Source organism: Shewanella maritima (genome assembly GCF_004295345.1).
Lineage (GTDB): Bacteria > Pseudomonadota > Gammaproteobacteria > Enterobacterales > Shewanellaceae > Shewanella > Shewanella maritima.
In genome coordinates this window covers 33920-57078 of the sequence record NZ_CP036200.1, presented here as the reverse complement: position 1 = coordinate 57078, position 23159 = coordinate 33920, and the positions used below count along the sequence as shown (strand labels likewise).

General features: G+C 41.8%; 37 protein-coding genes. 33 read left to right on the top strand and 4 right to left on the bottom strand.

All coding sequences use genetic code 11. From position 1 onward, the window contains the following. Positions 1-3 precede the first annotated feature (3 nt). Positions 4-642 carry a bifunctional 4-hydroxy-2-oxoglutarate aldolase/2-dehydro-3-deoxy-phosphogluconate aldolase gene (locus tag EXU30_RS00405; RefSeq protein WP_130597306.1) on the top strand — a complete coding sequence of 213 codons (639 nt, stop codon included), beginning with the start codon at positions 4-6 and terminating at the stop codon, positions 640-642. A gap of 1089 nt (positions 643-1731) precedes the next feature. Here EXU30_RS00405 and EXU30_RS00400 read toward each other — a convergent pair. Further along, the gene (locus tag EXU30_RS00400; RefSeq protein WP_130597303.1) at positions 1732-2235 is read right to left on the bottom strand and encodes a protein kinase family protein; all 504 of its coding nucleotides are present in this window, start codon (positions 2233-2235) and stop codon (positions 1732-1734) included. Between the two features lie 78 nt (positions 2236-2313). Then, a complete protein-coding gene (locus EXU30_RS00395) occupies positions 2314-2694 on the bottom strand; it encodes a helix-turn-helix domain-containing protein (protein ID WP_207234086.1) in 381 nt (126 codons plus the stop codon). Between the two features lie 148 nt (positions 2695-2842). On the opposite strand from EXU30_RS00395, the gene EXU30_RS00390 reads away from it, so the two are divergent. From EXU30_RS00390 to EXU30_RS00375, 4 genes are read left to right on the top strand one after another with little or no spacing between them, the layout of a single operon-like run. After that, positions 2843-3961, top strand: a complete 1119-nt coding sequence (locus EXU30_RS00390) for a phage/plasmid replication protein, II/X family (RefSeq protein WP_242620279.1) — start codon at positions 2843-2845, stop codon at positions 3959-3961. An 11-nt stretch (positions 3962-3972) separates the two neighbouring features. After that, complete coding sequence (locus tag EXU30_RS00385; protein WP_130597301.1) at positions 3973-4278, top strand: single-stranded DNA-binding protein; 306 nt, start codon at positions 3973-3975, stop codon at positions 4276-4278. 11 nt (positions 4279-4289) lie between these two features. Continuing rightward, positions 4290-4547, top strand: coding sequence for a hypothetical protein (locus tag EXU30_RS00380; protein ID WP_130597305.1), 258 nt, complete (start codon positions 4290-4292; stop codon positions 4545-4547). Continuing rightward, positions 4517-4699: a hypothetical protein gene (locus tag EXU30_RS00375; RefSeq protein WP_130597304.1), complete on the top strand. Its 183-nt coding sequence runs from the start codon at positions 4517-4519 to the stop codon at positions 4697-4699. The genes EXU30_RS00380 and EXU30_RS00375 overlap by 31 nt, the downstream gene beginning before the upstream one ends. Positions 4700-5507: 808 nt before the next feature. Here EXU30_RS00375 and EXU30_RS00370 read toward each other — a convergent pair. Continuing rightward, positions 5508-6011, bottom strand: a complete 504-nt coding sequence (locus EXU30_RS00370; RefSeq protein WP_130597303.1) for a protein kinase family protein — start codon at positions 6009-6011, stop codon at positions 5508-5510. Between the two features lie 78 nt (positions 6012-6089). Next, the gene (locus tag EXU30_RS00365) at positions 6090-6470 is read right to left on the bottom strand and encodes a helix-turn-helix domain-containing protein (RefSeq protein ID WP_207234086.1); all 381 of its coding nucleotides are present in this window, start codon (positions 6468-6470) and stop codon (positions 6090-6092) included. Between the two features lie 148 nt (positions 6471-6618). Here EXU30_RS00365 and EXU30_RS00360 point away from each other — a divergent pair, with 148 nt between their 5' ends. From EXU30_RS00360 to EXU30_RS00240, 28 genes are all read left to right on the top strand, one after another. After that, the gene (locus EXU30_RS00360; protein WP_242620279.1) at positions 6619-7737 is read left to right on the top strand and encodes a phage/plasmid replication protein, II/X family; all 1119 of its coding nucleotides are present in this window, start codon (positions 6619-6621) and stop codon (positions 7735-7737) included. A gap of 11 nt (positions 7738-7748) precedes the next feature. Next, positions 7749-8054: a single-stranded DNA-binding protein gene (locus tag EXU30_RS00355; protein ID WP_130597301.1), complete on the top strand. Its 306-nt coding sequence runs from the start codon at positions 7749-7751 to the stop codon at positions 8052-8054. 12 nt (positions 8055-8066) lie between these two features. Then, the gene (locus tag EXU30_RS00350) at positions 8067-8270 is read left to right on the top strand and encodes a hypothetical protein (protein WP_130597300.1); all 204 of its coding nucleotides are present in this window, start codon (positions 8067-8069) and stop codon (positions 8268-8270) included. Continuing rightward, positions 8240-8422, top strand: a complete 183-nt coding sequence (locus EXU30_RS00345; protein WP_130597299.1) for a hypothetical protein — start codon at positions 8240-8242, stop codon at positions 8420-8422. Before EXU30_RS00350 ends, EXU30_RS00345 begins: the two co-directional genes overlap by 31 nt. A 353-nt stretch (positions 8423-8775) precedes the next feature. Further along, positions 8776-8997, top strand: a complete 222-nt coding sequence (locus EXU30_RS00340; RefSeq protein WP_130597290.1) for a hypothetical protein — start codon at positions 8776-8778, stop codon at positions 8995-8997. After that, positions 8990-9358 (top strand): hypothetical protein, encoded by a 369-nt coding sequence (locus EXU30_RS00335; RefSeq protein ID WP_130597289.1) that lies wholly within the window; start codon positions 8990-8992, stop codon positions 9356-9358. The genes EXU30_RS00340 and EXU30_RS00335 overlap by 8 nt, the downstream gene beginning before the upstream one ends. Positions 9359-9894: 536 nt before the next feature. Continuing rightward, positions 9895-10962: a phage/plasmid replication protein, II/X family gene (locus tag EXU30_RS00330; RefSeq protein WP_130597288.1), complete on the top strand. Its 1068-nt coding sequence runs from the start codon at positions 9895-9897 to the stop codon at positions 10960-10962. Between the two features lie 2 nt (positions 10963-10964). Continuing rightward, the gene (locus tag EXU30_RS00325; protein ID WP_130597287.1) at positions 10965-11315 is read left to right on the top strand and encodes a hypothetical protein; all 351 of its coding nucleotides are present in this window, start codon (positions 10965-10967) and stop codon (positions 11313-11315) included. Between the two features lie 356 nt (positions 11316-11671). Then, on the top strand, positions 11672-11821 hold the full coding sequence (locus tag EXU30_RS20210; RefSeq protein WP_165398935.1) for a hypothetical protein: 150 nt from the start codon (positions 11672-11674) through the stop codon (positions 11819-11821). A 10-nt stretch (positions 11822-11831) separates the two neighbouring features. Further along, the gene (locus tag EXU30_RS00320; RefSeq protein WP_130597286.1) at positions 11832-12038 is read left to right on the top strand and encodes a hypothetical protein; all 207 of its coding nucleotides are present in this window, start codon (positions 11832-11834) and stop codon (positions 12036-12038) included. Between the two features lie 9 nt (positions 12039-12047). Then, complete coding sequence (locus tag EXU30_RS00315) at positions 12048-12497, top strand: hypothetical protein (protein ID WP_130597285.1); 450 nt, start codon at positions 12048-12050, stop codon at positions 12495-12497. Then, positions 12407-13423 carry a hypothetical protein gene (locus EXU30_RS00310; RefSeq protein WP_165398934.1) on the top strand — a complete coding sequence of 339 codons (1017 nt, stop codon included), beginning with the start codon at positions 12407-12409 and terminating at the stop codon, positions 13421-13423. The genes EXU30_RS00315 and EXU30_RS00310 overlap by 91 nt, the downstream gene beginning before the upstream one ends. Beyond that, positions 13423-13767 (top strand): DUF2523 family protein, encoded by a 345-nt coding sequence (locus EXU30_RS00305; protein ID WP_130597283.1) that lies wholly within the window; start codon positions 13423-13425, stop codon positions 13765-13767. Before EXU30_RS00310 ends, EXU30_RS00305 begins: the two co-directional genes overlap by 1 nt. Further along, positions 13764-14951 (top strand): zonular occludens toxin domain-containing protein, encoded by a 1188-nt coding sequence (locus EXU30_RS00300; RefSeq protein WP_130597282.1) that lies wholly within the window; start codon positions 13764-13766, stop codon positions 14949-14951. Before EXU30_RS00305 ends, EXU30_RS00300 begins: the two co-directional genes overlap by 4 nt. Before the next feature lie 636 nt (positions 14952-15587). Beyond that, positions 15588-15809, top strand: a complete 222-nt coding sequence (locus tag EXU30_RS00295; protein WP_130597290.1) for a hypothetical protein — start codon at positions 15588-15590, stop codon at positions 15807-15809. Continuing rightward, complete coding sequence (locus tag EXU30_RS00290) at positions 15802-16170, top strand: hypothetical protein (RefSeq protein ID WP_130597289.1); 369 nt, start codon at positions 15802-15804, stop codon at positions 16168-16170. Before EXU30_RS00295 ends, EXU30_RS00290 begins: the two co-directional genes overlap by 8 nt. A gap of 536 nt (positions 16171-16706) precedes the next feature. Beyond that, positions 16707-17774, top strand: coding sequence for a phage/plasmid replication protein, II/X family (locus EXU30_RS00285; RefSeq protein WP_130597288.1), 1068 nt, complete (start codon positions 16707-16709; stop codon positions 17772-17774). Positions 17775-17776: 2 nt separating this feature from the next. After that, the gene (locus EXU30_RS00280) at positions 17777-18127 is read left to right on the top strand and encodes a hypothetical protein (RefSeq protein WP_130597287.1); all 351 of its coding nucleotides are present in this window, start codon (positions 17777-17779) and stop codon (positions 18125-18127) included. Between the two features lie 356 nt (positions 18128-18483). Beyond that, the gene (locus EXU30_RS20205; RefSeq protein WP_165398935.1) at positions 18484-18633 is read left to right on the top strand and encodes a hypothetical protein; all 150 of its coding nucleotides are present in this window, start codon (positions 18484-18486) and stop codon (positions 18631-18633) included. Positions 18634-18699: 66 nt separating this feature from the next. After that, positions 18700-18849, top strand: coding sequence for a hypothetical protein (locus tag EXU30_RS20200; RefSeq protein WP_165398937.1), 150 nt, complete (start codon positions 18700-18702; stop codon positions 18847-18849). Positions 18850-18858: 9 nt separating this feature from the next. Next, positions 18859-19227 (top strand): hypothetical protein, encoded by a 369-nt coding sequence (locus EXU30_RS00275; RefSeq protein ID WP_130597298.1) that lies wholly within the window; start codon positions 18859-18861, stop codon positions 19225-19227. After that, positions 19217-19639 carry a hypothetical protein gene (locus tag EXU30_RS00270; RefSeq protein WP_130597297.1) on the top strand — a complete coding sequence of 141 codons (423 nt, stop codon included), beginning with the start codon at positions 19217-19219 and terminating at the stop codon, positions 19637-19639. The genes EXU30_RS00275 and EXU30_RS00270 overlap by 11 nt, the downstream gene beginning before the upstream one ends. A gap of 208 nt (positions 19640-19847) precedes the next feature. Continuing rightward, positions 19848-20231, top strand: coding sequence for a hypothetical protein (locus tag EXU30_RS00265; RefSeq protein ID WP_130597296.1), 384 nt, complete (start codon positions 19848-19850; stop codon positions 20229-20231). Next, positions 20231-20575, top strand: a complete 345-nt coding sequence (locus tag EXU30_RS00260) for a DUF2523 family protein (RefSeq protein ID WP_130597283.1) — start codon at positions 20231-20233, stop codon at positions 20573-20575. Before EXU30_RS00265 ends, EXU30_RS00260 begins: the two co-directional genes overlap by 1 nt. Next, a complete protein-coding gene (locus EXU30_RS20760; RefSeq protein WP_130597295.1) occupies positions 20572-20796 on the top strand; it encodes a zonular occludens toxin domain-containing protein in 225 nt (74 codons plus the stop codon). Before EXU30_RS00260 ends, EXU30_RS20760 begins: the two co-directional genes overlap by 4 nt. Then, complete coding sequence (locus tag EXU30_RS00250; protein ID WP_165398936.1) at positions 20760-21758, top strand: zonular occludens toxin domain-containing protein; 999 nt, start codon at positions 20760-20762, stop codon at positions 21756-21758. The genes EXU30_RS20760 and EXU30_RS00250 overlap by 37 nt, the downstream gene beginning before the upstream one ends. A 636-nt stretch (positions 21759-22394) precedes the next feature. After that, positions 22395-22616, top strand: a complete 222-nt coding sequence (locus tag EXU30_RS00245) for a hypothetical protein (protein WP_130597290.1) — start codon at positions 22395-22397, stop codon at positions 22614-22616. Continuing rightward, a complete protein-coding gene (locus tag EXU30_RS00240) occupies positions 22609-22977 on the top strand; it encodes a hypothetical protein (protein WP_130597289.1) in 369 nt (122 codons plus the stop codon). The genes EXU30_RS00245 and EXU30_RS00240 overlap by 8 nt, the downstream gene beginning before the upstream one ends. The last annotated feature ends 182 nt before the right edge of the window (positions 22978-23159 follow it).

The following is a 23159-nucleotide window of genomic DNA, read 5'->3' as shown; positions in this document are numbered from 1 at the left end:
TCAATGGTAAGTAACAATTGGGCATTACAGCCTGCAGATGTATTTAAAACGAGTCCAGTCGTTCCAGTTATGGTAATTGAGCGCCTTGAAGATGCTGTACCGCTAGCAAAAGCACTAGTTGCCGGCGGTATTAAAGTGCTTGAAGTCACGCTCCGTACTGAATGCGCGTTAGAGGCCATTGCAAAAATCGCTAAAGAAGTACCTGAAGCCTTGGTTGGTGCTGGTACAGTTTTGAACGAAGCGCAGTTAAACCAGGCTGTTGAAGCTGGTTCGCAATTTATCATTACGCCTGGTGCAACAGTCGATCTGCTAAAGGCTGCTAAACAAGGCAACGTGCCTTTGATCCCTGGTGTTGCTAGCATCTCTGAAGTGATGGTTGGTATGGAGCTAGGTTACACACACTTTAAGTTTTTCCCAGCGGAAGCTTCAGGTGGTGTTAACGCACTTAAATCTTTTGGCGGACCATTATCAGGTATTCGTTTTTGCCCAACTGGTGGCATCAGTCAATCAAGCTACAAAGACTATTTAGCGCTAAAAAATGTTGATTGTATTGGTGGTAGTTGGATTGCACCGACAGATGCCGTAGCAGACAAAGACTGGGATAGAATCACTCAGCTTTGTAAAGATGCGTTAGCTATCTAGCATGTCAGTTTGAATCTTGCTTAAAAATTAAAAATGCCAGTCACAACAATGACTGGCATTTTTGTTTGCTAATGCGACACCGTGATATGTTTTCTGGCAATTGGTCATCTGATGTGTAGCTATAATTGCTAAACGCACCATGGATAAACCCAAGCAGGCAAACGTCGGAAACAAGTAAACAATTACAGAGATTTACAGAAAACTAAACGCAAACGAGATTTAATGCTTGGGTAACTTTACCCACAAACTTTAAAAGCATGCACGTAGCGACGCGCAAAAAATAACGCACACTTAGCCCAAAACTCAAAAGATAACAGCAACAGTCTAAGCGCGTATCAAAGACTAAAGGCAACACCACACTTCTCACATGTGACTACGTACAATGTGGTTCAGCATTATGTATATAAGCTCGATGGGACAATACAAAAGCCCATCGGGCTTTTTTATATAATCTGTATTGTACGAAGTTCTGCTATCAGAAAGTTAACCTGGCAAGCATCGATTGCTAGCAGAACGCCAAGCCGGTAATAGATTTTTGCTATCACTTTTGAATGTTTGTACACAACCAATCAAAGCTTTACGGATCGTCCGCTTAACTTGCAAGCCAACTTCACCGTACCCGGTCATCATTAATCGGGATTATTAAGGGACTTGTCCCTTAATGCTAAGCCTTAATAGCAGCGCTTTTTGCTGCGAGCTTTTCTCCCTGCCAAGCAGCTTTTGTCGCCTTTGCATGTTTCTAATGTCTGATTGTTGTTTACAACTTTCAAAGTTTCACGTCATAGCTCTGTGCTTTGGCCGGATGGGTATCAGGCAGCCCCGTGAGGGGGCTGATTGATACTCGCAGGTCAAACCTTAAGTGCGAGTGTTGTAATACTGCACTTTTGTACCATTCTTGGTACTTTTTAACGATGCGTAGAGAACGAAAGCGCCTTAAGCGCTGGAGTGAATGAGCAGGGGATTATGCCGCGAAGCGGTTCGAGTTCTAGTGACACTCGAACTTTACCGCGGTTTCCCGCGATTTTTATCAAAGAGTCCAGACACTATAACACTGGACTCTACTCCCATTTTGGGAGTTTTAAAGAAGCGTTACAGCTTTAACTTTATATATTCATTTGCGATGGAATCAATAAACTCGTCTTCTAGAGTATTAATTGTCGCTATTGTGTTCATTATTTTAGTAAAATCAGGTTTTGATACGAAAGACTCCATCGGCTCAACACATTTAGAAGCTTTGGCAGCTAGCTCTTTTAAGCCAATTGATTTTAACTGTGAAACCTTCCTATGCATAACAACTTGATAATCTTCAATACTTTTTACTTTATCCTCTAAGGTGACTAAGCTAGGCTCTCCAGCCTCATCAACAAGAGTCTTATTCTCAACACCTGTATATATTTCCAATAATAATAATTTGATTGAAGTAAAGTAATCATGAGCTGTAATTTGTACATCTTTAATAATTTCTGCTCGATGGTTAGCTTTCATCTTCGCTGTTTCAATTTTGTATGTATTTTTTGATGTGATAATTGAACCAGCTAGACCTGCAGCAGCACCTATTGCAACACCTATTAAAGTGTAAATCGCACTATCCATTAATCTTCCTTAATTTGATTAAAGTGTTCGGGTTCCTGTTACACCCGAACTAACTCCGGAATTCCGGAATAACTGCGCTTAAAAAGCTTCCTTTGGTAAATCAGATTGCTTTACCAAATCTTCGTAAAATGATTCTTCATCTTCGATGTGATCGTATAACGTCACCATCAAAGCTGTGTCATTTAGATGGTGAATTACTTTTCCGAACTTCATCATGAAATCCATAGGGTTATCACTAACACTAGAGGTTTCACCCTTACAGATACTTTTCTCTGATAAGCGCAAAATCTTAGACAATGAGAATACTTGGCTAGCTTTAGGCTCAGTTACGTCTCTTTCCCACTTGCTGACCGTTTGTACAGTTACACCGAGCTGTTCGGCAATATCTTCTTGCTTAATACCTAATGCAAGTCGTTTATCTTTTAGTACGCTACCAATACTCATGTTTAAGTCGCTCATATAAAACCCTTATTTAAATTTAAGTTTACACCCATTTTTATATCAGTTAGTATCAAGCCATATTTTTATGTATGTGTACATATACAAAAATGTAAGCCTAATAACTTGACAGGGTTTTTATCACTTGTTTTTCATCGACCGTTTATTCATGCAACAAGATCATCTAGATGCAAATTTGCCTCTGGTTGGTAAGCATGTGATTGAGCGTGTTGAATTAGAAACAGGTGAGCATTTACCGCCATCTGTTAATCAAAAAATCCTTGAAGGTTCATACAGTACCAAGTTGACTATCCGTTGTGATGGTCAACGAGTGCGTGTAGAGGGTAATCCATCACGTTGGCAGCGTATGGATAATCTGTTTGGTTTACAGACTTTGGACGAGTGTGTAGCGATATTTAACTGCGTACTAGCAAGACATAACTTACCTCCGTTCACCAAAAATACCCGTGTCGGTTTTCGTAAGTCGACCAGAACTGAAAAGCTTGAGCTATTTGGTAATGGTGCCGAAATCACTAGCATCGACTGGACGGTAAATCATGAAGTAGGCAAGGGTAGAGAACGCTCTTTTATCCGTGGTCTTTCCTCAATGCAAATTGGGCGAGGGCGCAAGCCTAAACTTTATCCTAATGGACACAGCTGCTACTGGGGAGAAGGCTCTGAGTGGGCAGTAACCAAGCTCTACAACAAAGCTTTTGAACTAGAGACTCATCTACGAAAAGACCAGCGTAAAAAACATAACGTATCAAGCGGCCAGCTTACTTACATCGAAAAGCTAATTGACTACTGCGAAGAACTTGGTGTTGTGCGAGAAGAACACGTCTTACGCCAGAAACTATTGAAACGACACAACTTACACCTATACGGCCGTGTAACTGAATCTGACTTCTATCCACATCTAAAAGACATCGAGACAGCCATGAATACTATACAAATCAGCCACGACGAACATCAGTCTATAGCTCATCAATTACTTGCTGCAGGAGCTGTTAAGACGTTAAGGCAAGCCAATACAACGATGAATTATTTTACGTTATGGCAGCATGGCTCTGATTTGCGTGAAATGCTATCTGAAAGCCAGTTTTATGAGCATAAATCTCGATTAAAAGCGATCGGTATCGATATTGGGCAGCAATTTGATGTTTCTCGCATGTGTCCAACATTGAAACGTTCAGATCCTATCGAAATAAAACCTTTATCTGTACCAGATTGGTATCAAATGCCAGTTGTCGAACAATCCAACGTCTTACCGTTTAAAGCCTACGCATAGGAGTATTTACCATGTTAACCATTGAAGTTTTCCAAGAAGATGTAAACGTAACCAGTCGTAAGTTACCGCCTAAAGATGGCAATGAAGGTCGTGTGTTCTATGAGCAAACGGCATATGCACATCTTGGCGATAAGTTTCCCGTCAAGATGACGCTGCAAGTCGATGGCCCAGCAGCTGTATACCCAGCAGGCAAATATGAAATCTCTGAGAAAAGCTTTGTCATAAACAACTTTGGTGGTCTTGAGCTTAAACGCTTTGGCTTAGTTATCAACAAACTTGATAAGCAGACAAGCAGCGCACCAGTCATTTCAAAATAAGGAGAACAACAATGGCTACACAAGGAACTGTGGTACTGAGTGATTTTGAATCTGTCTATCAGTCGCTAAAGCAACTAAAACTTGCAGCACAAGCTGTTTCAGATGTCGCTGATGATTGGTGTGAAGAAGATGCTAAACATGCGCTTGTAACCTTGTTATCTAGCAACTTACAGCAGCAACTAGAACAGCATCAACAAGTCGTGTTGAAGTCTATTAACGTCGTAGAGTCGGAGCCAGTATGCAAATCGAAACACGTACAAGCAGCGTAAAGCGTGCAGGCAAACAACCAGACTTACAATGTGACAACTGTGGTAAGCCATCCTGGTATGATGATTACGATAGCTTGTTCATTACATGCAATCATTGCAATGGCCATCTACGTAAAGTCACAGACGAAGAACCGTTTGTGCATTTGCGTTAGCTGACGTGCAGAACGCCGACGAGCGAAGCCTGAGCGCAGGAGAAGTGATAAGCTAGGCTAACCAAAGGCAACACCACACTTCTCACACGAAGCTGCGTACAATGTGGTTCAGCATTATGTATATAAGCTCGATGGGACAATACAAAAGCCCATCGGGCTTTTTTATATAATCTGTATTGTACGAAGTTCTGCTATCAGAAAGTTAACCTGGCAAGCATCGATTGCTAGCAGAACGCCAAGCCGGTAATAGATTTTTGCTATCACTTTTGAATGTTTGTACACAACCAATCAAAGCTTTACGGATCGTCCGCTTAACTTGCAAGCCAACTTCACCGTACCCGGTCATCATTAATCGGGATTATTAAGGGACTTGTCCCTTAATGCTAAGCCTTAATAGCAGCGCTTTTTGCTGCGAGCTTTTCTCCCTGCCAAGCAGCTTTTGTCGCCTTTGCATGTTTCTAATGTCTGATTGTTGTTTACAACTTTCAAAGTTTCACGTCATAGCTCTGTGCTTTGGCCGGATGGGTATCAGGCAGCCCCGTGAGGGGGCTGATTGATACTCGCAGGTCAAACCTTAAGTGCGAGTGTTGTAATACTGCACTTTTGTACCATTCTTGGTACTTTTTAACGATGCGTAGAGAACGAAAGCGCCTTAAGCGCTGGAGTGAATGAGCAGGGGATTATGCCGCGAAGCGGTTCGAGTTCTAGTGACACTCGAACTTTACCGCGGTTTCCCGCGATTTTTATCAAAGAGTCCAGACACTATAACACTGGACTCTACTCCCATTTTGGGAGTTTTAAAGAAGCGTTACAGCTTTAACTTTATATATTCATTTGCGATGGAATCAATAAACTCGTCTTCTAGAGTATTAATTGTCGCTATTGTGTTCATTATTTTAGTAAAATCAGGTTTTGATACGAAAGACTCCATCGGCTCAACACATTTAGAAGCTTTGGCAGCTAGCTCTTTTAAGCCAATTGATTTTAACTGTGAAACCTTCCTATGCATAACAACTTGATAATCTTCAATACTTTTTACTTTATCCTCTAAGGTGACTAAGCTAGGCTCTCCAGCCTCATCAACAAGAGTCTTATTCTCAACACCTGTATATATTTCCAATAATAATAATTTGATTGAAGTAAAGTAATCATGAGCTGTAATTTGTACATCTTTAATAATTTCTGCTCGATGGTTAGCTTTCATCTTCGCTGTTTCAATTTTGTATGTATTTTTTGATGTGATAATTGAACCAGCTAGACCTGCAGCAGCACCTATTGCAACACCTATTAAAGTGTAAATCGCACTATCCATTAATCTTCCTTAATTTGATTAAAGTGTTCGGGTTCCTGTTACACCCGAACTAACTCCGGAATTCCGGAATAACTGCGCTTAAAAAGCTTCCTTTGGTAAATCAGATTGCTTTACCAAATCTTCGTAAAATGATTCTTCATCTTCGATGTGATCGTATAACGTCACCATCAAAGCTGTGTCATTTAGATGGTGAATTACTTTTCCGAACTTCATCATGAAATCCATAGGGTTATCACTAACACTAGAGGTTTCACCCTTACAGATACTTTTCTCTGATAAGCGCAAAATCTTAGACAATGAGAATACTTGGCTAGCTTTAGGCTCAGTTACGTCTCTTTCCCACTTGCTGACCGTTTGTACAGTTACACCGAGCTGTTCGGCAATATCTTCTTGCTTAATACCTAATGCAAGTCGTTTATCTTTTAGTACGCTACCAATACTCATGTTTAAGTCGCTCATATAAAACCCTTATTTAAATTTAAGTTTACACCCATTTTTATATCAGTTAGTATCAAGCCATATTTTTATGTATGTGTACATATACAAAAATGTAAGCCTAATAACTTGACAGGGTTTTTATCACTTGTTTTTCATCGACCGTTTATTCATGCAACAAGATCATCTAGATGCAAATTTGCCTCTGGTTGGTAAGCATGTGATTGAGCGTGTTGAATTAGAAACAGGTGAGCATTTACCGCCATCTGTTAATCAAAAAATCCTTGAAGGTTCATACAGTACCAAGTTGACTATCCGTTGTGATGGTCAACGAGTGCGTGTAGAGGGTAATCCATCACGTTGGCAGCGTATGGATAATCTGTTTGGTTTACAGACTTTGGACGAGTGTGTAGCGATATTTAACTGCGTACTAGCAAGACATAACTTACCTCCGTTCACCAAAAATACCCGTGTCGGTTTTCGTAAGTCGACCAGAACTGAAAAGCTTGAGCTATTTGGTAATGGTGCCGAAATCACTAGCATCGACTGGACGGTAAATCATGAAGTAGGCAAGGGTAGAGAACGCTCTTTTATCCGTGGTCTTTCCTCAATGCAAATTGGGCGAGGGCGCAAGCCTAAACTTTATCCTAATGGACACAGCTGCTACTGGGGAGAAGGCTCTGAGTGGGCAGTAACCAAGCTCTACAACAAAGCTTTTGAACTAGAGACTCATCTACGAAAAGACCAGCGTAAAAAACATAACGTATCAAGCGGCCAGCTTACTTACATCGAAAAGCTAATTGACTACTGCGAAGAACTTGGTGTTGTGCGAGAAGAACACGTCTTACGCCAGAAACTATTGAAACGACACAACTTACACCTATACGGCCGTGTAACTGAATCTGACTTCTATCCACATCTAAAAGACATCGAGACAGCCATGAATACTATACAAATCAGCCACGACGAACATCAGTCTATAGCTCATCAATTACTTGCTGCAGGAGCTGTTAAGACGTTAAGGCAAGCCAATACAACGATGAATTATTTTACGTTATGGCAGCATGGCTCTGATTTGCGTGAAATGCTATCTGAAAGCCAGTTTTATGAGCATAAATCTCGATTAAAAGCGATCGGTATCGATATTGGGCAGCAATTTGATGTTTCTCGCATGTGTCCAACATTGAAACGTTCAGATCCTATCGAAATAAAACCTTTATCTGTACCAGATTGGTATCAAATGCCAGTTGTCGAACAATCCAACGTCTTACCGTTTAAAGCCTACGCATAGGAGTATTTACCATGTTAACCATTGAAGTTTTCCAAGAAGATGTAAACGTAACCAGTCGTAAGTTACCGCCTAAAGATGGCAATGAAGGTCGTGTGTTCTATGAGCAAACGGCATATGCACATCTTGGCGATAAGTTTCCCGTCAAGATGACGCTGCAAGTCGATGGCCCAGCAGCTGTATACCCAGCAGGCAAATATGAAATCTCTGAGAAAAGCTTTGTCATAAACAACTTTGGTGGTCTTGAGCTTAAACGCTTTGGCTTAGTTATCAACAAACTTGATAAGCAGACAAGCAGCGCACCAGTCATTTCAAAATAAGGATATTTAGTTATGAACGAGCATCTATCTAAAGCGATGAAGTTACACCGAGACATAGTCATGATAAACGAGTTTCTACTTAAGCGTTTAGCACCAGAGCAAGCACAAGCAGAGCTTAACGCTAAGGTAGCGGTGTTACTTGGTGAGCTTGATGACGAGTTATCGTATATGGAGGAAGAAGTCTCATGCGAACTGAAACACGTACAAGCAGCGTAAAGCGTCCAGGCAAACAACCAGACTTACAATGTGACAACTGTGGTAAGCCATCCTGGTATGATGAATACGATAGCTTGTTCATTACATGCAATCATTGCAATGGCCATCTACGTAAAGTCACAGACGAAGAACCGCTTGTGCATTTGCGTTAGCTGACGTGCAGAACGCCGACGAGCGAAGCCTGAGCGCAGGAGAAGTGATAAGCTAGGCTAACCAAAGGCATCACAGCACTTCTTACACGTAACTGCGTACAATAAAATCAGATTATGTTGAGTGTTTGCCGTAGCATAATCGCCAGTGGCGTAGGCCGCTGAAAGCGCACGTAACATAATCACATTGTGCGAAGTTCAAACCCTGCCAATTCGGTGGGGTTTTTTATTATGTACGGGTATCCATAATTGATAAAAAGTATACAAATAATCATGTTTTCTATTGATTAAATGTTGACAATTAATCAAGAGTCTCTATAATTAAATGTATACAAACAATCAAGAGAGATAACGTTATGGCTAAGCAATCTGATTTAAACTTTGTTGAAAACACTAAGTCTTGCGTTTTTTGTAGTTTCAAAGATATCGAGTTCTTTTGGGAGAAGGGTACTGATACAGTGATTGTTTCAGGTTTTTACTCTGATATCTCTCTACGCTATCGCTGTGACCGCGAAATCAGCGCTACAGACGCTCGCAAGGCTATTGTTAAGTTTGTTGGAGATACTTTTCATGTCTAATCATGGTGGCGTAAGAAAGGGTGCTGGTCGCCCTAAAGGTTCTAAGGTTGCCGAACCGACTAAAGGCGTTCGCGTTCCTCTTGGTGCTGAGCATGCAGTTAAGTCTTTAATCAAATGCTATAAGCAACATAATGAAGCATCTTTACGTAACTTAACGTCTATGGCCGAGACGGCCGCGCTCGAACTTGGCCAAGATAGCGCTTTTCTTTTAGCGTTTGCGTTAACTAATCAACGAGCTGCAATTAATTCCGTTACTCTTATTGATAACTTTAAGACTGCTAACGCTCATCTTTTAAGTCCCACTGATGAACTTATTGATTCTATGGAGGATAACGAAGATTGGGTTGGTTTCGATGATTAAGGGATTATTAAACCGTAGGTTTGATGCTGAGCGGAGCGGGCGCTTGTAAGCTGCTGCGCTTTTTGCAGCTGTAGTTTTTCGCTCTGCCAGACTCTTTTAACGATCACGTTATGGACTCCAAACGAAGTTTAACGGCCGTAGGCAAAACCATGTTTTGGGGTACGAAGAAAAAGTGCAGTACCTGTAATACTGCACTTTTGTCCCATTCGTGGGACTAATCCTGTTTTTTTAGCCAGTCTTCCACTGATACTTTTTCTATTTCTCTTTCGAGAATGAAGTGGATTATCTCTGCTTCAGATACGACTTCCTTTGTTTCGACCGTTAGGTCGTACGCCTTTTCCTTTAGCGCTTCTGCGTGCTTTGGTTTAACTCTTACCGTTGATATTAATTTAGCCATTTATTTTAACACAATGTTTAGTCGTACTCTGATCATAGGAATTACGTCACAAGTTACAAGTTACTATTGACATGTTATATGTAACACGTATACATTTACATCCAATGTAATATGTAACATGTCACAGGACGACGTAAGCATGATTGATTGGGCTACTGTAGAAATCGCGCTTGAGCATGAACCGATAGCATCTGACCGCTTTATCAAGGTCAAGGCTGACGGTGAAATCGAGTATGAAACAGTTTGCAGAAATCGCATTCAAGCAGGGTCTTATGAATCTTCAATATCTATTCGTTCGTTAGGTTCGAACGGGCAGGGCAAAGCGACACATCTTCAAATTGACGGTAACCCGTCAAAGTTCACGCAAGGTCACAATGTCTTTGGCATTAATCATTTACTACCGCTTGTATCTCGCACGTTCAAGGTAATCACGGGCTATCTCCAAATTGACTACACAGACCAAGAATTTTGGGCTGTTCAACGTGGTCACTATCGTATTACTCGCATTGATATTAATGAGTCGTTTGAACTCGACAATCTTCTTTCTGTTCGTAGCTGGTTGAAAGCTGCCGAGCTTAAATCTAAAACCCGTCATGGTCGCCCAACTAGCAAGGGTGGCACTGTTTATTGGGGTCAGAATTCACGCCGTTGGGCAATTAAAGCCTACTGCAAATATGACGAAATCAACTCGGGTAAAAAACACCAATTACCCGATGAACTTAAAAATACAAAAATACCTAAATGGGCTGAGTCAAAGCTCAGGATTGAATTGGTACTCCGTGGTATGGAGTTAGCCAAATTAGAAATAAAACAGGGTGCCGATTTAACGCCCGAGCGAATTGAAGAATTATACAACGCCTATCTCGGGAGGCTTGAAATGTCTAAGAACGTGACACTAACAGATAGCTCAGCGCTTAATTTGCCGCGCAAATTGCAATCAACTTATATGCTTTGGACGCAAGGCCATGACTTGAAAACGTTGCTTCCTCGAACGACTTTTTATCGTCAACGCAAAGAATTATTAGAGCATGACATTGACATCAATATGTCATGTGACCAACCGAATCAAACCAACGTTGTACCACTTCTTAAAGTTCTTGAGGCCAAGCCTGTATCAACGCCTGCTTGGGCTTTTAATGAGGGTCTTGTTTTAGATCCAACTTCCGATAAAACCCATGTGGGTTATGTACTAAAAAAGGTGTCTTAATTATGGCTAAGTTATTCGTTCAAGGTGTCGTAGAGGGTTTCCAAACGCTGACCAGCAAGGCTGGCAAAGTTTACGGTTATAACCTCGGCATTTCTTCAAGTTTCACCAACAAATATGGTCAACCAGAGAAACGTATTGTTGACGTTCGATACAACGACCAAACACGCGCAGAAGTTGAGCGCATGGCAGCACCGCTTGTTGGTAAGGAAGTCTATGTTGAAGTTTGGGCTTCGGGTAATGAGTTCAATGGTCGCGTGAATGTTGAATACAACTTCCAGCGTGATTCAAAGATTATCGATGCAAATTTAGCAGACCCGTACGGTGAAGTACGCAAGTCTGTTAAGGCGGCATAAATGACGATGTTAACTGTTTATGTCAAAAGCAAGTCTGGTGAGGTAATTCGCTTTGAATCTACGCAGAAAACGAACGTTGATTTTGCTGATTTATCTTACTTTGGGTATCCACAAACAAAACTTGCAAAGGCTGTCAAATCAGCCTTAAAGGTCTAGATATGTTGCCACTGGACGCGATTTTTCTCTCTGTCACTAGCTTTGCGTTCGGTGGCCTTTTTACATTTGCTGTTATCTATTACAGCTGCAAGGGTCGTAGAAAGCATGGATATTAGTACGTTTTTAACGCTCTCTATATCACTGTTTATCGGTTTTACATCGATTCTCACTTTTCTGATTTCGTATGGAATAGGTCAGTCATGGAAATAATCGAACACGATTTTTGGGGCTTGGTAGATAAAGGCATTGTACTTGCCAGCGCAAGCTATTACCTCTGTATAGCATGTATTGGTTTTGCGCTTGGTATGAAGCAATACGCATTACGCGTGTTTTTAGGTGTGTCTACATAAGGAAATATGTATGTTTAAAAAAGCAACTGCAGCAACCATTTTGATGGTTGGTTTTATGGGGTCAGCAATGGCTAATACCGATGGCACTGAAATCTTCACGGAAATTGGTGTCACTGTAGGTCTGTTTGCTGCTGCGGCTATGGTGCTGTTCTTAGCAATCCAAAAGCCACTGCTTATTATGAAGCTAGCGAAGAAGTTCCTAGGTCGCTCAACTTAATAGGTGGTAATGATGAAAGGGCTGTTATTAGTTCTCGGGCTGATTTCAGCCCTTTTGTCGTCTATAGTACAGGCGACAACGATTTATGATACTGCGAGTTATGAATCGCCACAGAAAGATATTACCGAGCAATGGCTTTGTGGCGCATTTAATTCGTTTCCTGCGAAAATCATGGATTTAGAGGCGTGTCGCGACCAAGGTAAAAACTCAATTAACTTGTGGGGCGATTCTTGGGGCGAATGTACTGCAAATACAAGTACACCCAATGAAGTCTTTTGGCATTGCGCTGTTACATGGTCAGATGGGACGTGGAAGTATGACCAAAAAGTCGGTCACGCATTCAAACAAGAAGATATATCAGAAAGCTCATGCCCCCTGAAACAAACCCGAATTATTCCTATAGTTACGATTCAACTGGCGATGGTGAAATTGACCGTTGTTATGAACCTAATGAGTTAGATAGCGCATCAAATTGCGGTTCACTTGCCACCGATGGCACGGTTATGCCAATGGCGGGTAATACGTCATTACAGGTCTGTGTTACTAACGATAATAACGGTGCCAGCTGTGGCTTTCAGATGGTGTCTAATGGCGAATGGCATTACTACGAGCCAGACTTAGAAATTAACTGTTTTGGCGATAGTGATGTGCCAGATTATGACCCCGATGCTAATCAACAGCAACCGGGTGACGAACAGTGTGTTGCTAATGGTACTGGTTTCATGTGTAGCGCCGACCCATCTGTCGAGTGTAATGCGCAAGGCGTTTGTGCTGATGGTTGTGGTTATGTGAATAATCAATTTGTTTGCTTTCGTGAAACGCCATGCACAGGCGAGGGCTGCGAACCGCCAGAATTGGACTGCACTAAAAATCCCGAATCACCGACTTGTAAAGCCAAAGAGGAAGAGCCCGACCCAGACCCCGAACCATGTACAGGTGAAAACTGTGATGATAATGGTGGTGAGAACGGTGGTAACAATGGCGGGTCAGGTGGCTCATTTGTGCTTGACTATGAGCGTCTAATCAACGGTATGAAAGAGGCCGCAGGTATGTTGATTGATGAATCGCCTATGCCTGATGGTGACGCAATGGTTGGTGACGTCACAGACAAGTTAAATGCTGCATTAGATGAAGAGGCAAAGCTGCACGAAGATGGTCTTTTTGATGGTTATCTCGATGCTTTTGATGGTTCCGTTTTCGATGTCTTAAAAAATATTTTCCCTCCGGTTGGTTCTTGTACTGCTATTGATTTTAGTCTGTTTGCAATAGACATATGTCCAGCTGCGGATATTGTTCGCTCGCTCATGGCCACGTTCTTCTATGGTCTCACTGCGTTTTACATTTTCCATGTGTTTAGTAACCGATTTACAAGGAGTAAGAACTAATGCCGTTACCTGCAATTATAGGCTTACCCGCTTTGGCAACGATGATTGGTGGTTTTGTTACCTCAGCTGTCACATGGATTTTGTCTAAAGTAACGGTCAAAGTCGGGGTGATACTTGCTGCACTTGCTGTCATGGCCACTGCGACAGCTGCGGTTGTGTTGGCGTTTTCTACTGCGCTTAATGCTGCAATTAATGGCATGTCTGCTGATGTAATGACGGGTTTGTATTTTTTACCTAGCAATATCAATCACTGCATTGGGTTGGTTGTTGGCTTTCATGCAAGCCTAATTACATATGATATGACGATGAAAGTTGTTGGTTTGAAAATAGAGATAGCCAAATGATTTATATCGTAACGGGCGTTCTTGGCGGTGGTAAATCGTTGATTGCTGTATCAAGAATCAAAATGTATTTAGATCGCGGTTCTCGTATTGTGACAAACATGGATTTATTCATGGAGTATCTCACAGATAAAGACGACAAGAGCGCTCGTGTAATGCGAGTACCTGATTACCCAACCGCTAATGATTTGGATGCGTGTGGTGTTGGTTATGACGGCGTTTTAAAAGGCAAGTTTAATGATGATGAAGCTGGGCTCATGGTACTTGATGAGGGTGCTGTTTGGCTTAACTCGCGTGATTATCGCAATTCAGATCGTGGCAACATGGTTAAAAAAGTTGTTCACTTGCGCAAGCAAGGTTGGCATGTACTTTTAATTGTTCAAGATGAAGAAATGCTAGATAAACAGGCTAGGGATGCGCTTGGTGAGCATGTTGTTTATTGTCAGCGTACCGACCGTATGAAGATGCCCATTCTTGGTGAATGGTCTAAGGCATTAGGCAAGAAAGAGATTAAGCCGCCTAAGGTTCACGTGGGTAACGTTAAATATAAAACGTCAGCTGGTATGCATACGGTTGATACTTGGTATTACCAAGGTGCTGAGCTTTATAACGCATACAATACATGCCAAATATTTGAAAAGGATTCAGACATTCAAGGCGTTTGCACTGTGTTGCCGTCTTGGTACATATATGGGAGATATACAAATGATACCGAACATCAGACCCGTAGATTTAACGAGTCAGACCAAGCAGGTCGCCCCGAAAAGAACCGTCCGGCCTTTTTCACTGGGGCAATAGTTGCGGGTGTATTGTCTTGGATGTTTTTACCCGCTGAAGAAGTTGAAGCGAGTGCTAGCGTTCCTGAGTCTGTAAAAGAGTCGGTTGCTGAATTGAAACCCAAACACCCACTTGATGGTGTGTTTATTACTGCTTCAGTTAAATCAACAAAAAGCTTTGATTATGTGTTCGAATCAAATAATGCTGTTGTTTATCCTGAGCATCACGGCTATCGCGTACGTTACATTAATGAGTGCCGTGCTAACTTAATTAAAGATTCTGAGAGCATTTACATTACATGCAATGCAGGTCGACCGATTGAAGCGACGGCTCAGAGCCGTGAGGTCTCTGCGCCTAGCGAAAGCGGCGAACAACCATTAGATAAAATTCTTGCTCCATTTAAGGATTGATATGCCTAACAAAGACACTGGTTTACGTTTATCGCTAGAGGCTGTAGAGCTGCTTGTAAGTATCTTGCTTAAGCTGTTATTGCTAGCGTGTTGTATCAAGTACTTATTGAGCTAACTGCGCACAATGAAATTTATGTTTATTCGTTGACATTATTTATTTTGTCTGATCTACTGTAATTGACCAATACGGAGTCGCTAAACTAAATGACCTGGGCGAATCGGTTAAGTGCCTTATAGCTGTATATGGTAACTGACTTAAATGGAATGGTAGGCATAGAACCTTGTCACTGGCGTAAACAATGCAGCTCGTCAAACTAAAGATCTCTTCAGAACCCATCTAATGATGGGTTTTGTTGTTTTGGCGCCAATATAAAACTGCGCACAATAAAATCAGATTATGTTGAGTGTTTGCCGTAGCATAATCGCCAGTGGCGTAGGCCGCTGAAAGCGCACGTAACATAATCACATTGTGCGAAGTTCAAACCCTGCCAATTCGGTGGGGTTTTTTATTATGTACGGGTATCCATAATTGATAAAAAGTATACAAATAATCATGTTTTCTATTGATTAAATGTTGACAATTAATCAAGAGTCTCTATAATTAAATGTATACAAACAATCAAGAGAGATAACGTTATGGCTAAGCAATCTGATTTAAACTTTGTTGAAAACACTAAGTCTTGCGTTTTTTGTAGTTTCAAAGATATCGAGTTCTTTTGGGAGAAGGGTACTGATACAGTGATTGTTTCAGGTTTTTACTCTGATATCTCTCTACGCTATCGCTGTGACCGCGAAATCAGCGCTACAGACGCTCGCAAGGCTATTGTTAAGTTTGTTGGAGATACTTTTCATGTCTAATCATGGTGGCGTAAGAAAGGGTGCTGGTCGCCCTAAAGGTTCTAAGGTTGCCGAACCGACTAAAGGCGTTCGCGTTCCTCTTGGTGCTGAGCATGCAGTTAAGTCTTTAATCAAATGCTATAAGCAACATAATGAAGCATCTTTACGTAACTTAACGTCTATGGCCGAGACGGCCGCGCTCGAACTTGGCCAAGATAGCGCTTTTCTTTTAGCGTTTGCGTTAACTAATCAACGAGCTGCAATTAATTCCGTTACTCTTATTGATAACTTTAAGACTGCTAACGCTCATCTTTTAAGTCCCACTGATGAACTTATTGATTCTATGGAGGATAACGAAGATTGGGTTGGTTTCGATGATTAAGGGATTATTAAACCGTAGGTTTGATGCTGAGCGGAGCGGGCGCTTGTAAGCTGCTGCGCTTTTTGCAGCTGTAGTTTTTCGCTCTGCCAGACTCTTTTAACGATCACGTTATGGACTCCAAACGAAGTTTAACGGCCGTAGGCAAAACCATGTTTTGGGGTACGAAGAAAAAGTGCAGTACCTGTAATACTGCACTTTTGTCCCATTCGTGGGACTAATCCTGTTTTTTTAGCCAGTCTTCCACTGATACTTTTTCTATTTCTCTTTCGAGAATGAAGTGGATTATCTCTGCTTCAGATACGACTTCCTTTGTTTCGACCGTTAGGTCGTACGCCTTTTCCTTTAGCGCTTCTGCGTGCTTTGGTTTAACTCTTACCGTTGATATTAATTTAGCCATTTATTTTAACACAATGTTTAGTCGTACTCTGATCATAGGAATTACGTCACAAGTTACAAGTTACTATTGACATGTTATATGTAACACGTATACATTTACATCCAATGTAATATGTAACATGTCACAGGACGACGTAAGCATGATTGATTGGGCTACTGTAGAAATCGCGCTTGAGCATGAACCGATAGCATCTGACCGCTTTATCAAGGTCAAGGCTGACGGTGAAATCGAGTATGAAACAGTTTGCAGAAATCGCATTCAAGCAGGGTCTTATGAATCTTCAATATCTATTCGTTCGTTAGGTTCGAACGGGCAGGGCAAAGCGACACATCTTCAAATTGACGGTAACCCGTCAAAGTTCACGCAAGGTCACAATGTCTTTGGCATTAATCATTTACTACCGCTTGTATCTCGCACGTTCAAGGTAATCACGGGCTATCTCCAAATTGACTACACAGACCAAGAATTTTGGGCTGTTCAACGTGGTCACTATCGTATTACTCGCATTGATATTAATGAGTCGTTTGAACTCGACAATCTTCTTTCTGTTCGTAGCTGGTTGAAAGCTGCCGAGCTTAAATCTAAAACCCGTCATGGTCGCCCAACTAGCAAGGGTGGCACTGTTTATTGGGGTCAGAATTCACGCCGTTGGGCAATTAAAGCCTACTGCAAATATGACGAAATCAACTCGGGTAAAAAACACCAATTACCCGATGAACTTAAAAATACAAAAATACCTAAATGGGCTGAGTCAAAGCTCAGGATTGAATTGGTACTCCGTGGTATGGAGTTAGCCAAATTAGAAATAAAACAGGGTGCCGATTTAACGCCCGAGCGAATTGAAGAATTATACAACGCCTATCTCGGGAGGCTTGAAATGTCTAAGAACGTGACACTAACAGATAGCTCAGCGCTTAATTTGCCGCGCAAATTGCAATCAACTTATATGCTTTGGACGCAAGGCCATGACTTGAAAACGTTGCTTCCTCGAACGACTTTTTATCGTCAACGCAAAGAATTATTAGAGCATGACATTGACATCAATATGTCATGTGACCAACCGAATCAAACCAACGTTGTACCACTTCTTAAAGTTCTTGAGGCCAAGCCTGTATCAACGCCTGCTTGGGCTTTTAATGAGGGTCTTGTTTTAGATCCAACTTCCGATAAAACCCATGTGGGTTATGTACTAAAAAAGGTGTCTTAATTATGGCTAAGTTATTCGTTCAAGGTGTCGTAGAGGGTTTCCAAACGCTGACCAGCAAGGCTGGCAAAGTTTACGGTTATAACCTCGGCATTTCTTCAAGTTTCACCAACAAATATGGTCAACCAGAGAAACGTATTGTTGACGTTCGATACAACGACCAAACACGCGCAGAAGTTGAGCGCATGGCAGCACCGCTTGTTGGTAAGGAAGTCTATGTTGAAGTTTGGGCTTCGGGTAATGAGTTCAATGGTCGCGTGAATGTTGAATACAACTTCCAGCGTGATTCAAAGATTATCGATGCAAATTTAGCAGACCCGTACGGTGAAGTACGCAAGTCTGTTAAGGCGGCATAAATGACGATGTTAACTGTTTATGTCAAAAGCAAGTCTGGTGAGGTAATTCGCTTTGAATCTACGCAGAAAACGAACGTTGATTTTGCTGATTTATCTTACTTTGGGTATCCACAAACAAAACTTGCAAAGGCTGTCAAATCAGCCTTAAAGGTCTAGATATGTTGCCACTGGACGCGATTTTTCTCTCTGTCACTAGCTTTGCGTTCGGTGGCCTTTTTACATTTGCTGTTATCTATTACAGCTGCAAGGGTCGTAGAAAGCATGGATATTAGTACGTTTTTAACGCTCTCTATATCACTGTTTATCGGTTTTACATCGATTCTCACTTTTCTGATTTCGTATGGAATAGGTCAGTCATGGAAATAATCGAACACGATTTTTGGGGCTTGGTAGATAAAGGCATTGTACTTGCCAGCGCAAGCTATTACCTCTGTATAGCATGTATTGGTTTTGCGCTTGGTATGAAGCAATACGCATTACGCGTGTTTTTAGGTGTGTCTACATAAGGAAATATGTATGTTTAAAAAAGCAACTGCAGCAACCATTTTGATGGTTGGTTTTATGGGTCAGCAATGGCTAATACCGATGGCACTGAAATCTTCACGGAAATTGGTGTCACTGTAGGTCTGTTTGCTGCTGCGGCTATGGTGCTGTTCTTAGCAATCCAAAAGCCACTGCTTATTATGAAGCTAGCGAAGAAGTTCCTAGGTCGCTCAACTTAATAGGTGGTAATGATGAAAGGGCTGTTATTAGTTCTCGGGCTGATTTCAGCCCTTTTGTCGTCTATAGTACAGGCGACAACGATTTATGATACTGCGAGTTATGAATCGCCACAGAAAGATATTACCGAGCAATGGCTTTGTGGCGCATTTAATTCGTTTCCTGCGAAAATCATGGATTTAGAGGCGTGTCGCGACCAAGGTAAAAACTCAATTAACTTGTGGGGCGATTCTTGGGCGAATGTACTGCAAATACAAGTACACCCAATGAAGTCTTTTGGCATTGCGCTGTTACATGGTCAGATGGGACGTGGAAGTATGACCAAAAAGTCGGTCACGCATTCAAACAAGAAGATATATCAGAAAGCTCATGCCCCCTGAAACAAACCCGAATTATTCCTATAGTTACGATTCAACTGGCGATGGTGAAATTGACCGTTGTTATGAACCTAATGAGTTAGATAGCGCATCAAATTGCGGTTCACTTGCCACCGATGGCACGGTTATGCCAATGGCGGGTAATACGTCATTACAGGTCTGTGTTACTAACGATAATAACGGTGCCAGCTGTGGCTTTCAGATGGTGTCTAATGGCGAATGGCATTACTACGAGCCAGACTTAGAAATTAACTGTTTTGGCGATAGTGATGTGCCAGATTATGACCCGATGCTAATCAACAGCAACCGGGTGACGAACAGTGTGTTGCTAATGGTACTGGTTTCATGTGTAGCGCCGACCCATCTGTCGAGTGTAATGCGCAAGGCGTTTGTGCTGATGGTTGTGGTTATGTGAATAATCAATTTGTTTGCTTTCGTGAAACGCCATGCACAGGCGAGGGCTGCGAACCGCCAGAATTGGACTGCACTAAAAATCCCGAATCACCGACTTGTAAAGCCAAAGAGGAAGAGCCCGACCCAGACCCGAACCATGTACAGGTGAAAACTGTGATGATAATGGTGGTGAGAACGGTGGTAACAATGGCGGGTCAGGTGGCTCATTTGTGCTTGACTATGAGCGTCTAATCAACGGTATGAAAGAGGCCGCAGGTATGTTGATTGATGAATCGCCTATGCCTGATGGTGACGCAATGGTTGGTGACGTCACAGACAAGTTAAATGCTGCATTAGATGAAGAGGCAAAGCTGCACGAAGATGGTCTTTTTGATGGTTATCTCGATGCTTTTGATGGTTCCGTTTTCGATGTCTTAAAAAATATTTTCCCTCCGGTTGGTTCTTGTACTGCTATTGATTTTAGTCTGTTTGCAATAGACATATGTCCAGCTGCGGATATTGTTCGCTCGCTCATGGCCACGTTCTTCTATGGTCTCACTGCGTTTTACATTTTCCATGTGTTTAGTAACCGATTTACAAGGAGTAAGAACTAATGCCGTTACCTGCAATTATAGGCTTACCCGCTTTGGCAACGATGATTGGTGGTTTTGTTACCTCAGCTGTCACATGGATTTTGTCTAAAGTAACGGTCAAAGTCGGGGTGATACTTGCTGCACTTGCTGTCATGGCCACTGCGACAGCTGCGGTTGTGTTGGCGTTTTCTACTGCGCTTAATGCTGCAATTAATGGCATGTCTGCTGATGTAATGACGGGTTTGTATTTTTTACCTAGCAATATCAATCACTGCATTGGGTTGGTTGTTGGCTTTCATGCAAGCCTAATTACATATGATATGACGATGAAAGTTGTTGGTTTGAAAATAGAGATAGCCAAATGATTTATATCGTAACGGGCGTTCTTGGCGGTGGTAAATCGTTGATTGCTGTATCAAGAATCAAAATGTATTTAGATCGCGGTTCTCGTATTGTGACAAACATGGATTTATTCATGGAGTATCTCACAGATAAAGACGACAAGAGCGCTCGTGTAATGCGAGTACCTGATTACCAACCGCTAATGATTTGGATGCGTGTGGTGTTGGTTATGACGGCGTTTTAAAAGGCAAGTTTAATGATGATGAAGCTGGGCTCATGGTACTTGATGAGGGTGCTGTTTGGCTTAACTCGCGTGATTATCGCAATTCAGATCGTGGCAACATGGTTAAAAAAGTTGTTCACTTGCGCAAGCAAGGTTGGCATGTACTTTTAATTGTTCAAGATGAAGAAATGCTAGATAAACAGGCTAGGGATGCGCTTGGTGAGCATGTTGTTTATTGTCAGCGTACCGACCGTATGAAGATGCCCATTCTTGGTGAATGGTCTAAGGCATTAGGCAAGAAAGAGATTAAGCCGCCTAAGGTTCACGTGGGTAACGTTAAATATAAAACGTCAGCTGGTATGCATACGGTTGATACTTGGTATTACCAAGGTGCTGAGCTTTATAACGCATACAATACATGCCAAATATTTGAAAAGGATTCAGACATTCAAGGCGTTTGCACTGTGTTGCCGTCTTGGTACATATATGGGAGATATACAAATGATACCGAACATCAGACCCGTAGATTTAACGAGTCAGACCAAGCAGGTCGCCCCGAAAAGAACCGTCCGGCCTTTTTCACTGGGGCAATAGTTGCGGGTGTATTGTCTTGGATGTTTTTACCCGCTGAAGAAGTTGAAGCGAGTGCTAGCGTTCCTGAGTCTGTAAAAGAGTCGGTTGCTGAATTGAAACCCAAACACCCACTTGATGGTGTGTTTATTACTGCTTCAGTTAAATCAACAAAAAGCTTTGATTATGTGTTCGAATCAAATAATGCTGTTGTTTATCCTGAGCATCACGGCTATCGCGTACGTTACATTAATGAGTGCCGTGCTAACTTAATTAAAGATTCTGAGAGCATTTACATTACATGCAATGCAGGTCGACCGATTGAAGCGACGGCTCAGAGCCGTGAGGTCTCTGCGCCTAGCGAAAGCGGCGAACAACCATTAGATAAAATTCTTGCTCCATTTAAGGATTGATATGCCTAACAAAGACACTGGTTTACGTTTATCGCTAGAGGCTGTAGAGCTGCTTGTAAGTATCTTGCTTAAGCTGTTATTGCTAGCGTGTTGTATCAAGTACTTATTGAGCTAACTGCGCACAATGAAATTTATGTTTATTCGTTGACATTATTTATTTTGTCTGATCTACTGTAATTGACCAATACGGAGTCGCTAAACTAAATGACCTGGGCGAATCGGTTAAGTGCCTTATAGCTGTATATGGTAACTGACTTAAATGGAATGGTAGGCATAGAACCTTGTCACTGGCGTAAACAATGCAGCTCGTCAAACTAAAGATCTCTTCAGAACCCATCTAATGATGGGTTTTGTTGTTTTGGCGCCAATATAAAACTGCGCACAATAAAATCAGATTATGTTGAGTGTTTGCCGTAGCATAATCGCCAGTGGCGTAGGCCGCTGAAAGCGCACGTAACATAATCACATTGTGCGAAGTTCAAACCCTGCCAATTCGGTGGGGTTTTTTATTATGTACGGGTATCCATAATTGATAAAAAGTATACAAATAATCATGTTTTCTATTGATTAAATGTTGACAATTAATCAAGAGTCTCTATAATTAAATGTATACAAACAATCAAGAGAGATAACGTTATGGCTAAGCAATCTGATTTAAACTTTGTTGAAAACACTAAGTCTTGCGTTTTTTGTAGTTTCAAAGATATCGAGTTCTTTTGGGAGAAGGGTACTGATACAGTGATTGTTTCAGGTTTTTACTCTGATATCTCTCTACGCTATCGCTGTGACCGCGAAATCAGCGCTACAGACGCTCGCAAGGCTATTGTTAAGTTTGTTGGAGATACTTTTCATGTCTAATCATGGTGGCGTAAGAAAGGGTGCTGGTCGCCCTAAAGGTTCTAAGGTTGCCGAACCGACTAAAGGCGTTCGCGTTCCTCTTGGTGCTGAGCATGCAGTTAAGTCTTTAATCAAATGCTATAAGCAACATAATGAAGCATCTTTACGTAACTTAACGTCTATGGCCGAGACGGCCGCGCTCGAACTTGGCCAAGATAGCGCTTTTCTTTTAGCGTTTGCGTTAACTAATCAACGAGCTGCAATTAATTCCGTTACTCTTATTGATAACTTTAAGACTGCTAACGCTCATCTTTTAAGTCCCACTGATGAACTTATTGATTCTATGGAGGATAACGAAGATTGGGTTGGTTTCGATGATTAAGGGATTATTAAACCGTAGGTTTGATGCTGAGCGGAGCGGGCGCTTGTAAGCTGCTGCGCTTTTTGCAGCTGTAGTTTTTCGCTCTGCCAGACTCTTTTAACGATCACGTTATGGACTCCAAACGAAGTTTAACGGCCGTAGGCAAAACCATGTTTTGGGGTACGAAGAAAAAGTGCAGTACC

Excerpts from the sequence above, each read along its gene's own strand:
- EXU30_RS00405 (WP_130597306.1), top strand. The coding sequence starts at position 4 with ATGGTAAGTAACAATTGGGCATTACAGCCTGCAGATGTATTTAAAACG.
- EXU30_RS00400 (WP_130597303.1), bottom strand. The coding sequence starts at position 2,235 with ATGGATAGTGCGATTTACACTTTAATAGGTGTTGCAATAGGTGCTGCT.
- EXU30_RS00395 (WP_207234086.1), bottom strand. The coding sequence starts at position 2,694 with ATGAGCGACTTAAACATGAGTATTGGTAGCGTACTAAAAGATAAACGA.
- EXU30_RS00390 (WP_242620279.1), top strand. The coding sequence starts at position 2,843 with ATGCAACAAGATCATCTAGATGCAAATTTGCCTCTGGTTGGTAAGCAT.
- EXU30_RS00385 (WP_130597301.1), top strand. The coding sequence starts at position 3,973 with ATGTTAACCATTGAAGTTTTCCAAGAAGATGTAAACGTAACCAGTCGT.
- EXU30_RS00380 (WP_130597305.1), top strand. The coding sequence starts at position 4,290 with ATGGCTACACAAGGAACTGTGGTACTGAGTGATTTTGAATCTGTCTAT.
- EXU30_RS00375 (WP_130597304.1), top strand. The coding sequence starts at position 4,517 with ATGCAAATCGAAACACGTACAAGCAGCGTAAAGCGTGCAGGCAAACAA.
- EXU30_RS00370 (WP_130597303.1), bottom strand. The coding sequence starts at position 6,011 with ATGGATAGTGCGATTTACACTTTAATAGGTGTTGCAATAGGTGCTGCT.
- EXU30_RS00365 (WP_207234086.1), bottom strand. The coding sequence starts at position 6,470 with ATGAGCGACTTAAACATGAGTATTGGTAGCGTACTAAAAGATAAACGA.
- EXU30_RS00360 (WP_242620279.1), top strand. The coding sequence starts at position 6,619 with ATGCAACAAGATCATCTAGATGCAAATTTGCCTCTGGTTGGTAAGCAT.
- EXU30_RS00355 (WP_130597301.1), top strand. The coding sequence starts at position 7,749 with ATGTTAACCATTGAAGTTTTCCAAGAAGATGTAAACGTAACCAGTCGT.
- EXU30_RS00350 (WP_130597300.1), top strand. The coding sequence starts at position 8,067 with ATGAACGAGCATCTATCTAAAGCGATGAAGTTACACCGAGACATAGTC.
- EXU30_RS00345 (WP_130597299.1), top strand. The coding sequence starts at position 8,240 with ATGCGAACTGAAACACGTACAAGCAGCGTAAAGCGTCCAGGCAAACAA.
- EXU30_RS00340 (WP_130597290.1), top strand. The coding sequence starts at position 8,776 with ATGGCTAAGCAATCTGATTTAAACTTTGTTGAAAACACTAAGTCTTGC.
- EXU30_RS00335 (WP_130597289.1), top strand. The coding sequence starts at position 8,990 with ATGTCTAATCATGGTGGCGTAAGAAAGGGTGCTGGTCGCCCTAAAGGT.
- EXU30_RS00330 (WP_130597288.1), top strand. The coding sequence starts at position 9,895 with ATGATTGATTGGGCTACTGTAGAAATCGCGCTTGAGCATGAACCGATA.
- EXU30_RS00325 (WP_130597287.1), top strand. The coding sequence starts at position 10,965 with ATGGCTAAGTTATTCGTTCAAGGTGTCGTAGAGGGTTTCCAAACGCTG.
- EXU30_RS20210 (WP_165398935.1), top strand. The coding sequence starts at position 11,672 with ATGGAAATAATCGAACACGATTTTTGGGGCTTGGTAGATAAAGGCATT.
- EXU30_RS00320 (WP_130597286.1), top strand. The coding sequence starts at position 11,832 with ATGTTTAAAAAAGCAACTGCAGCAACCATTTTGATGGTTGGTTTTATG.
- EXU30_RS00315 (WP_130597285.1), top strand. The coding sequence starts at position 12,048 with ATGATGAAAGGGCTGTTATTAGTTCTCGGGCTGATTTCAGCCCTTTTG.
- EXU30_RS00310 (WP_165398934.1), top strand. The coding sequence starts at position 12,407 with ATGCCCCCTGAAACAAACCCGAATTATTCCTATAGTTACGATTCAACT.
- EXU30_RS00305 (WP_130597283.1), top strand. The coding sequence starts at position 13,423 with ATGCCGTTACCTGCAATTATAGGCTTACCCGCTTTGGCAACGATGATT.
- EXU30_RS00300 (WP_130597282.1), top strand. The coding sequence starts at position 13,764 with ATGATTTATATCGTAACGGGCGTTCTTGGCGGTGGTAAATCGTTGATT.
- EXU30_RS00295 (WP_130597290.1), top strand. The coding sequence starts at position 15,588 with ATGGCTAAGCAATCTGATTTAAACTTTGTTGAAAACACTAAGTCTTGC.
- EXU30_RS00290 (WP_130597289.1), top strand. The coding sequence starts at position 15,802 with ATGTCTAATCATGGTGGCGTAAGAAAGGGTGCTGGTCGCCCTAAAGGT.
- EXU30_RS00285 (WP_130597288.1), top strand. The coding sequence starts at position 16,707 with ATGATTGATTGGGCTACTGTAGAAATCGCGCTTGAGCATGAACCGATA.
- EXU30_RS00280 (WP_130597287.1), top strand. The coding sequence starts at position 17,777 with ATGGCTAAGTTATTCGTTCAAGGTGTCGTAGAGGGTTTCCAAACGCTG.
- EXU30_RS20205 (WP_165398935.1), top strand. The coding sequence starts at position 18,484 with ATGGAAATAATCGAACACGATTTTTGGGGCTTGGTAGATAAAGGCATT.
- EXU30_RS20200 (WP_165398937.1), top strand. The coding sequence starts at position 18,700 with ATGGCTAATACCGATGGCACTGAAATCTTCACGGAAATTGGTGTCACT.
- EXU30_RS00275 (WP_130597298.1), top strand. The coding sequence starts at position 18,859 with ATGATGAAAGGGCTGTTATTAGTTCTCGGGCTGATTTCAGCCCTTTTG.
- EXU30_RS00270 (WP_130597297.1), top strand. The coding sequence starts at position 19,217 with ATGCCCCCTGAAACAAACCCGAATTATTCCTATAGTTACGATTCAACT.
- EXU30_RS00260 (WP_130597283.1), top strand. The coding sequence starts at position 20,231 with ATGCCGTTACCTGCAATTATAGGCTTACCCGCTTTGGCAACGATGATT.
- EXU30_RS20760 (WP_130597295.1), top strand. The coding sequence starts at position 20,572 with ATGATTTATATCGTAACGGGCGTTCTTGGCGGTGGTAAATCGTTGATT.
- EXU30_RS00245 (WP_130597290.1), top strand. The coding sequence starts at position 22,395 with ATGGCTAAGCAATCTGATTTAAACTTTGTTGAAAACACTAAGTCTTGC.
- EXU30_RS00240 (WP_130597289.1), top strand. The coding sequence starts at position 22,609 with ATGTCTAATCATGGTGGCGTAAGAAAGGGTGCTGGTCGCCCTAAAGGT.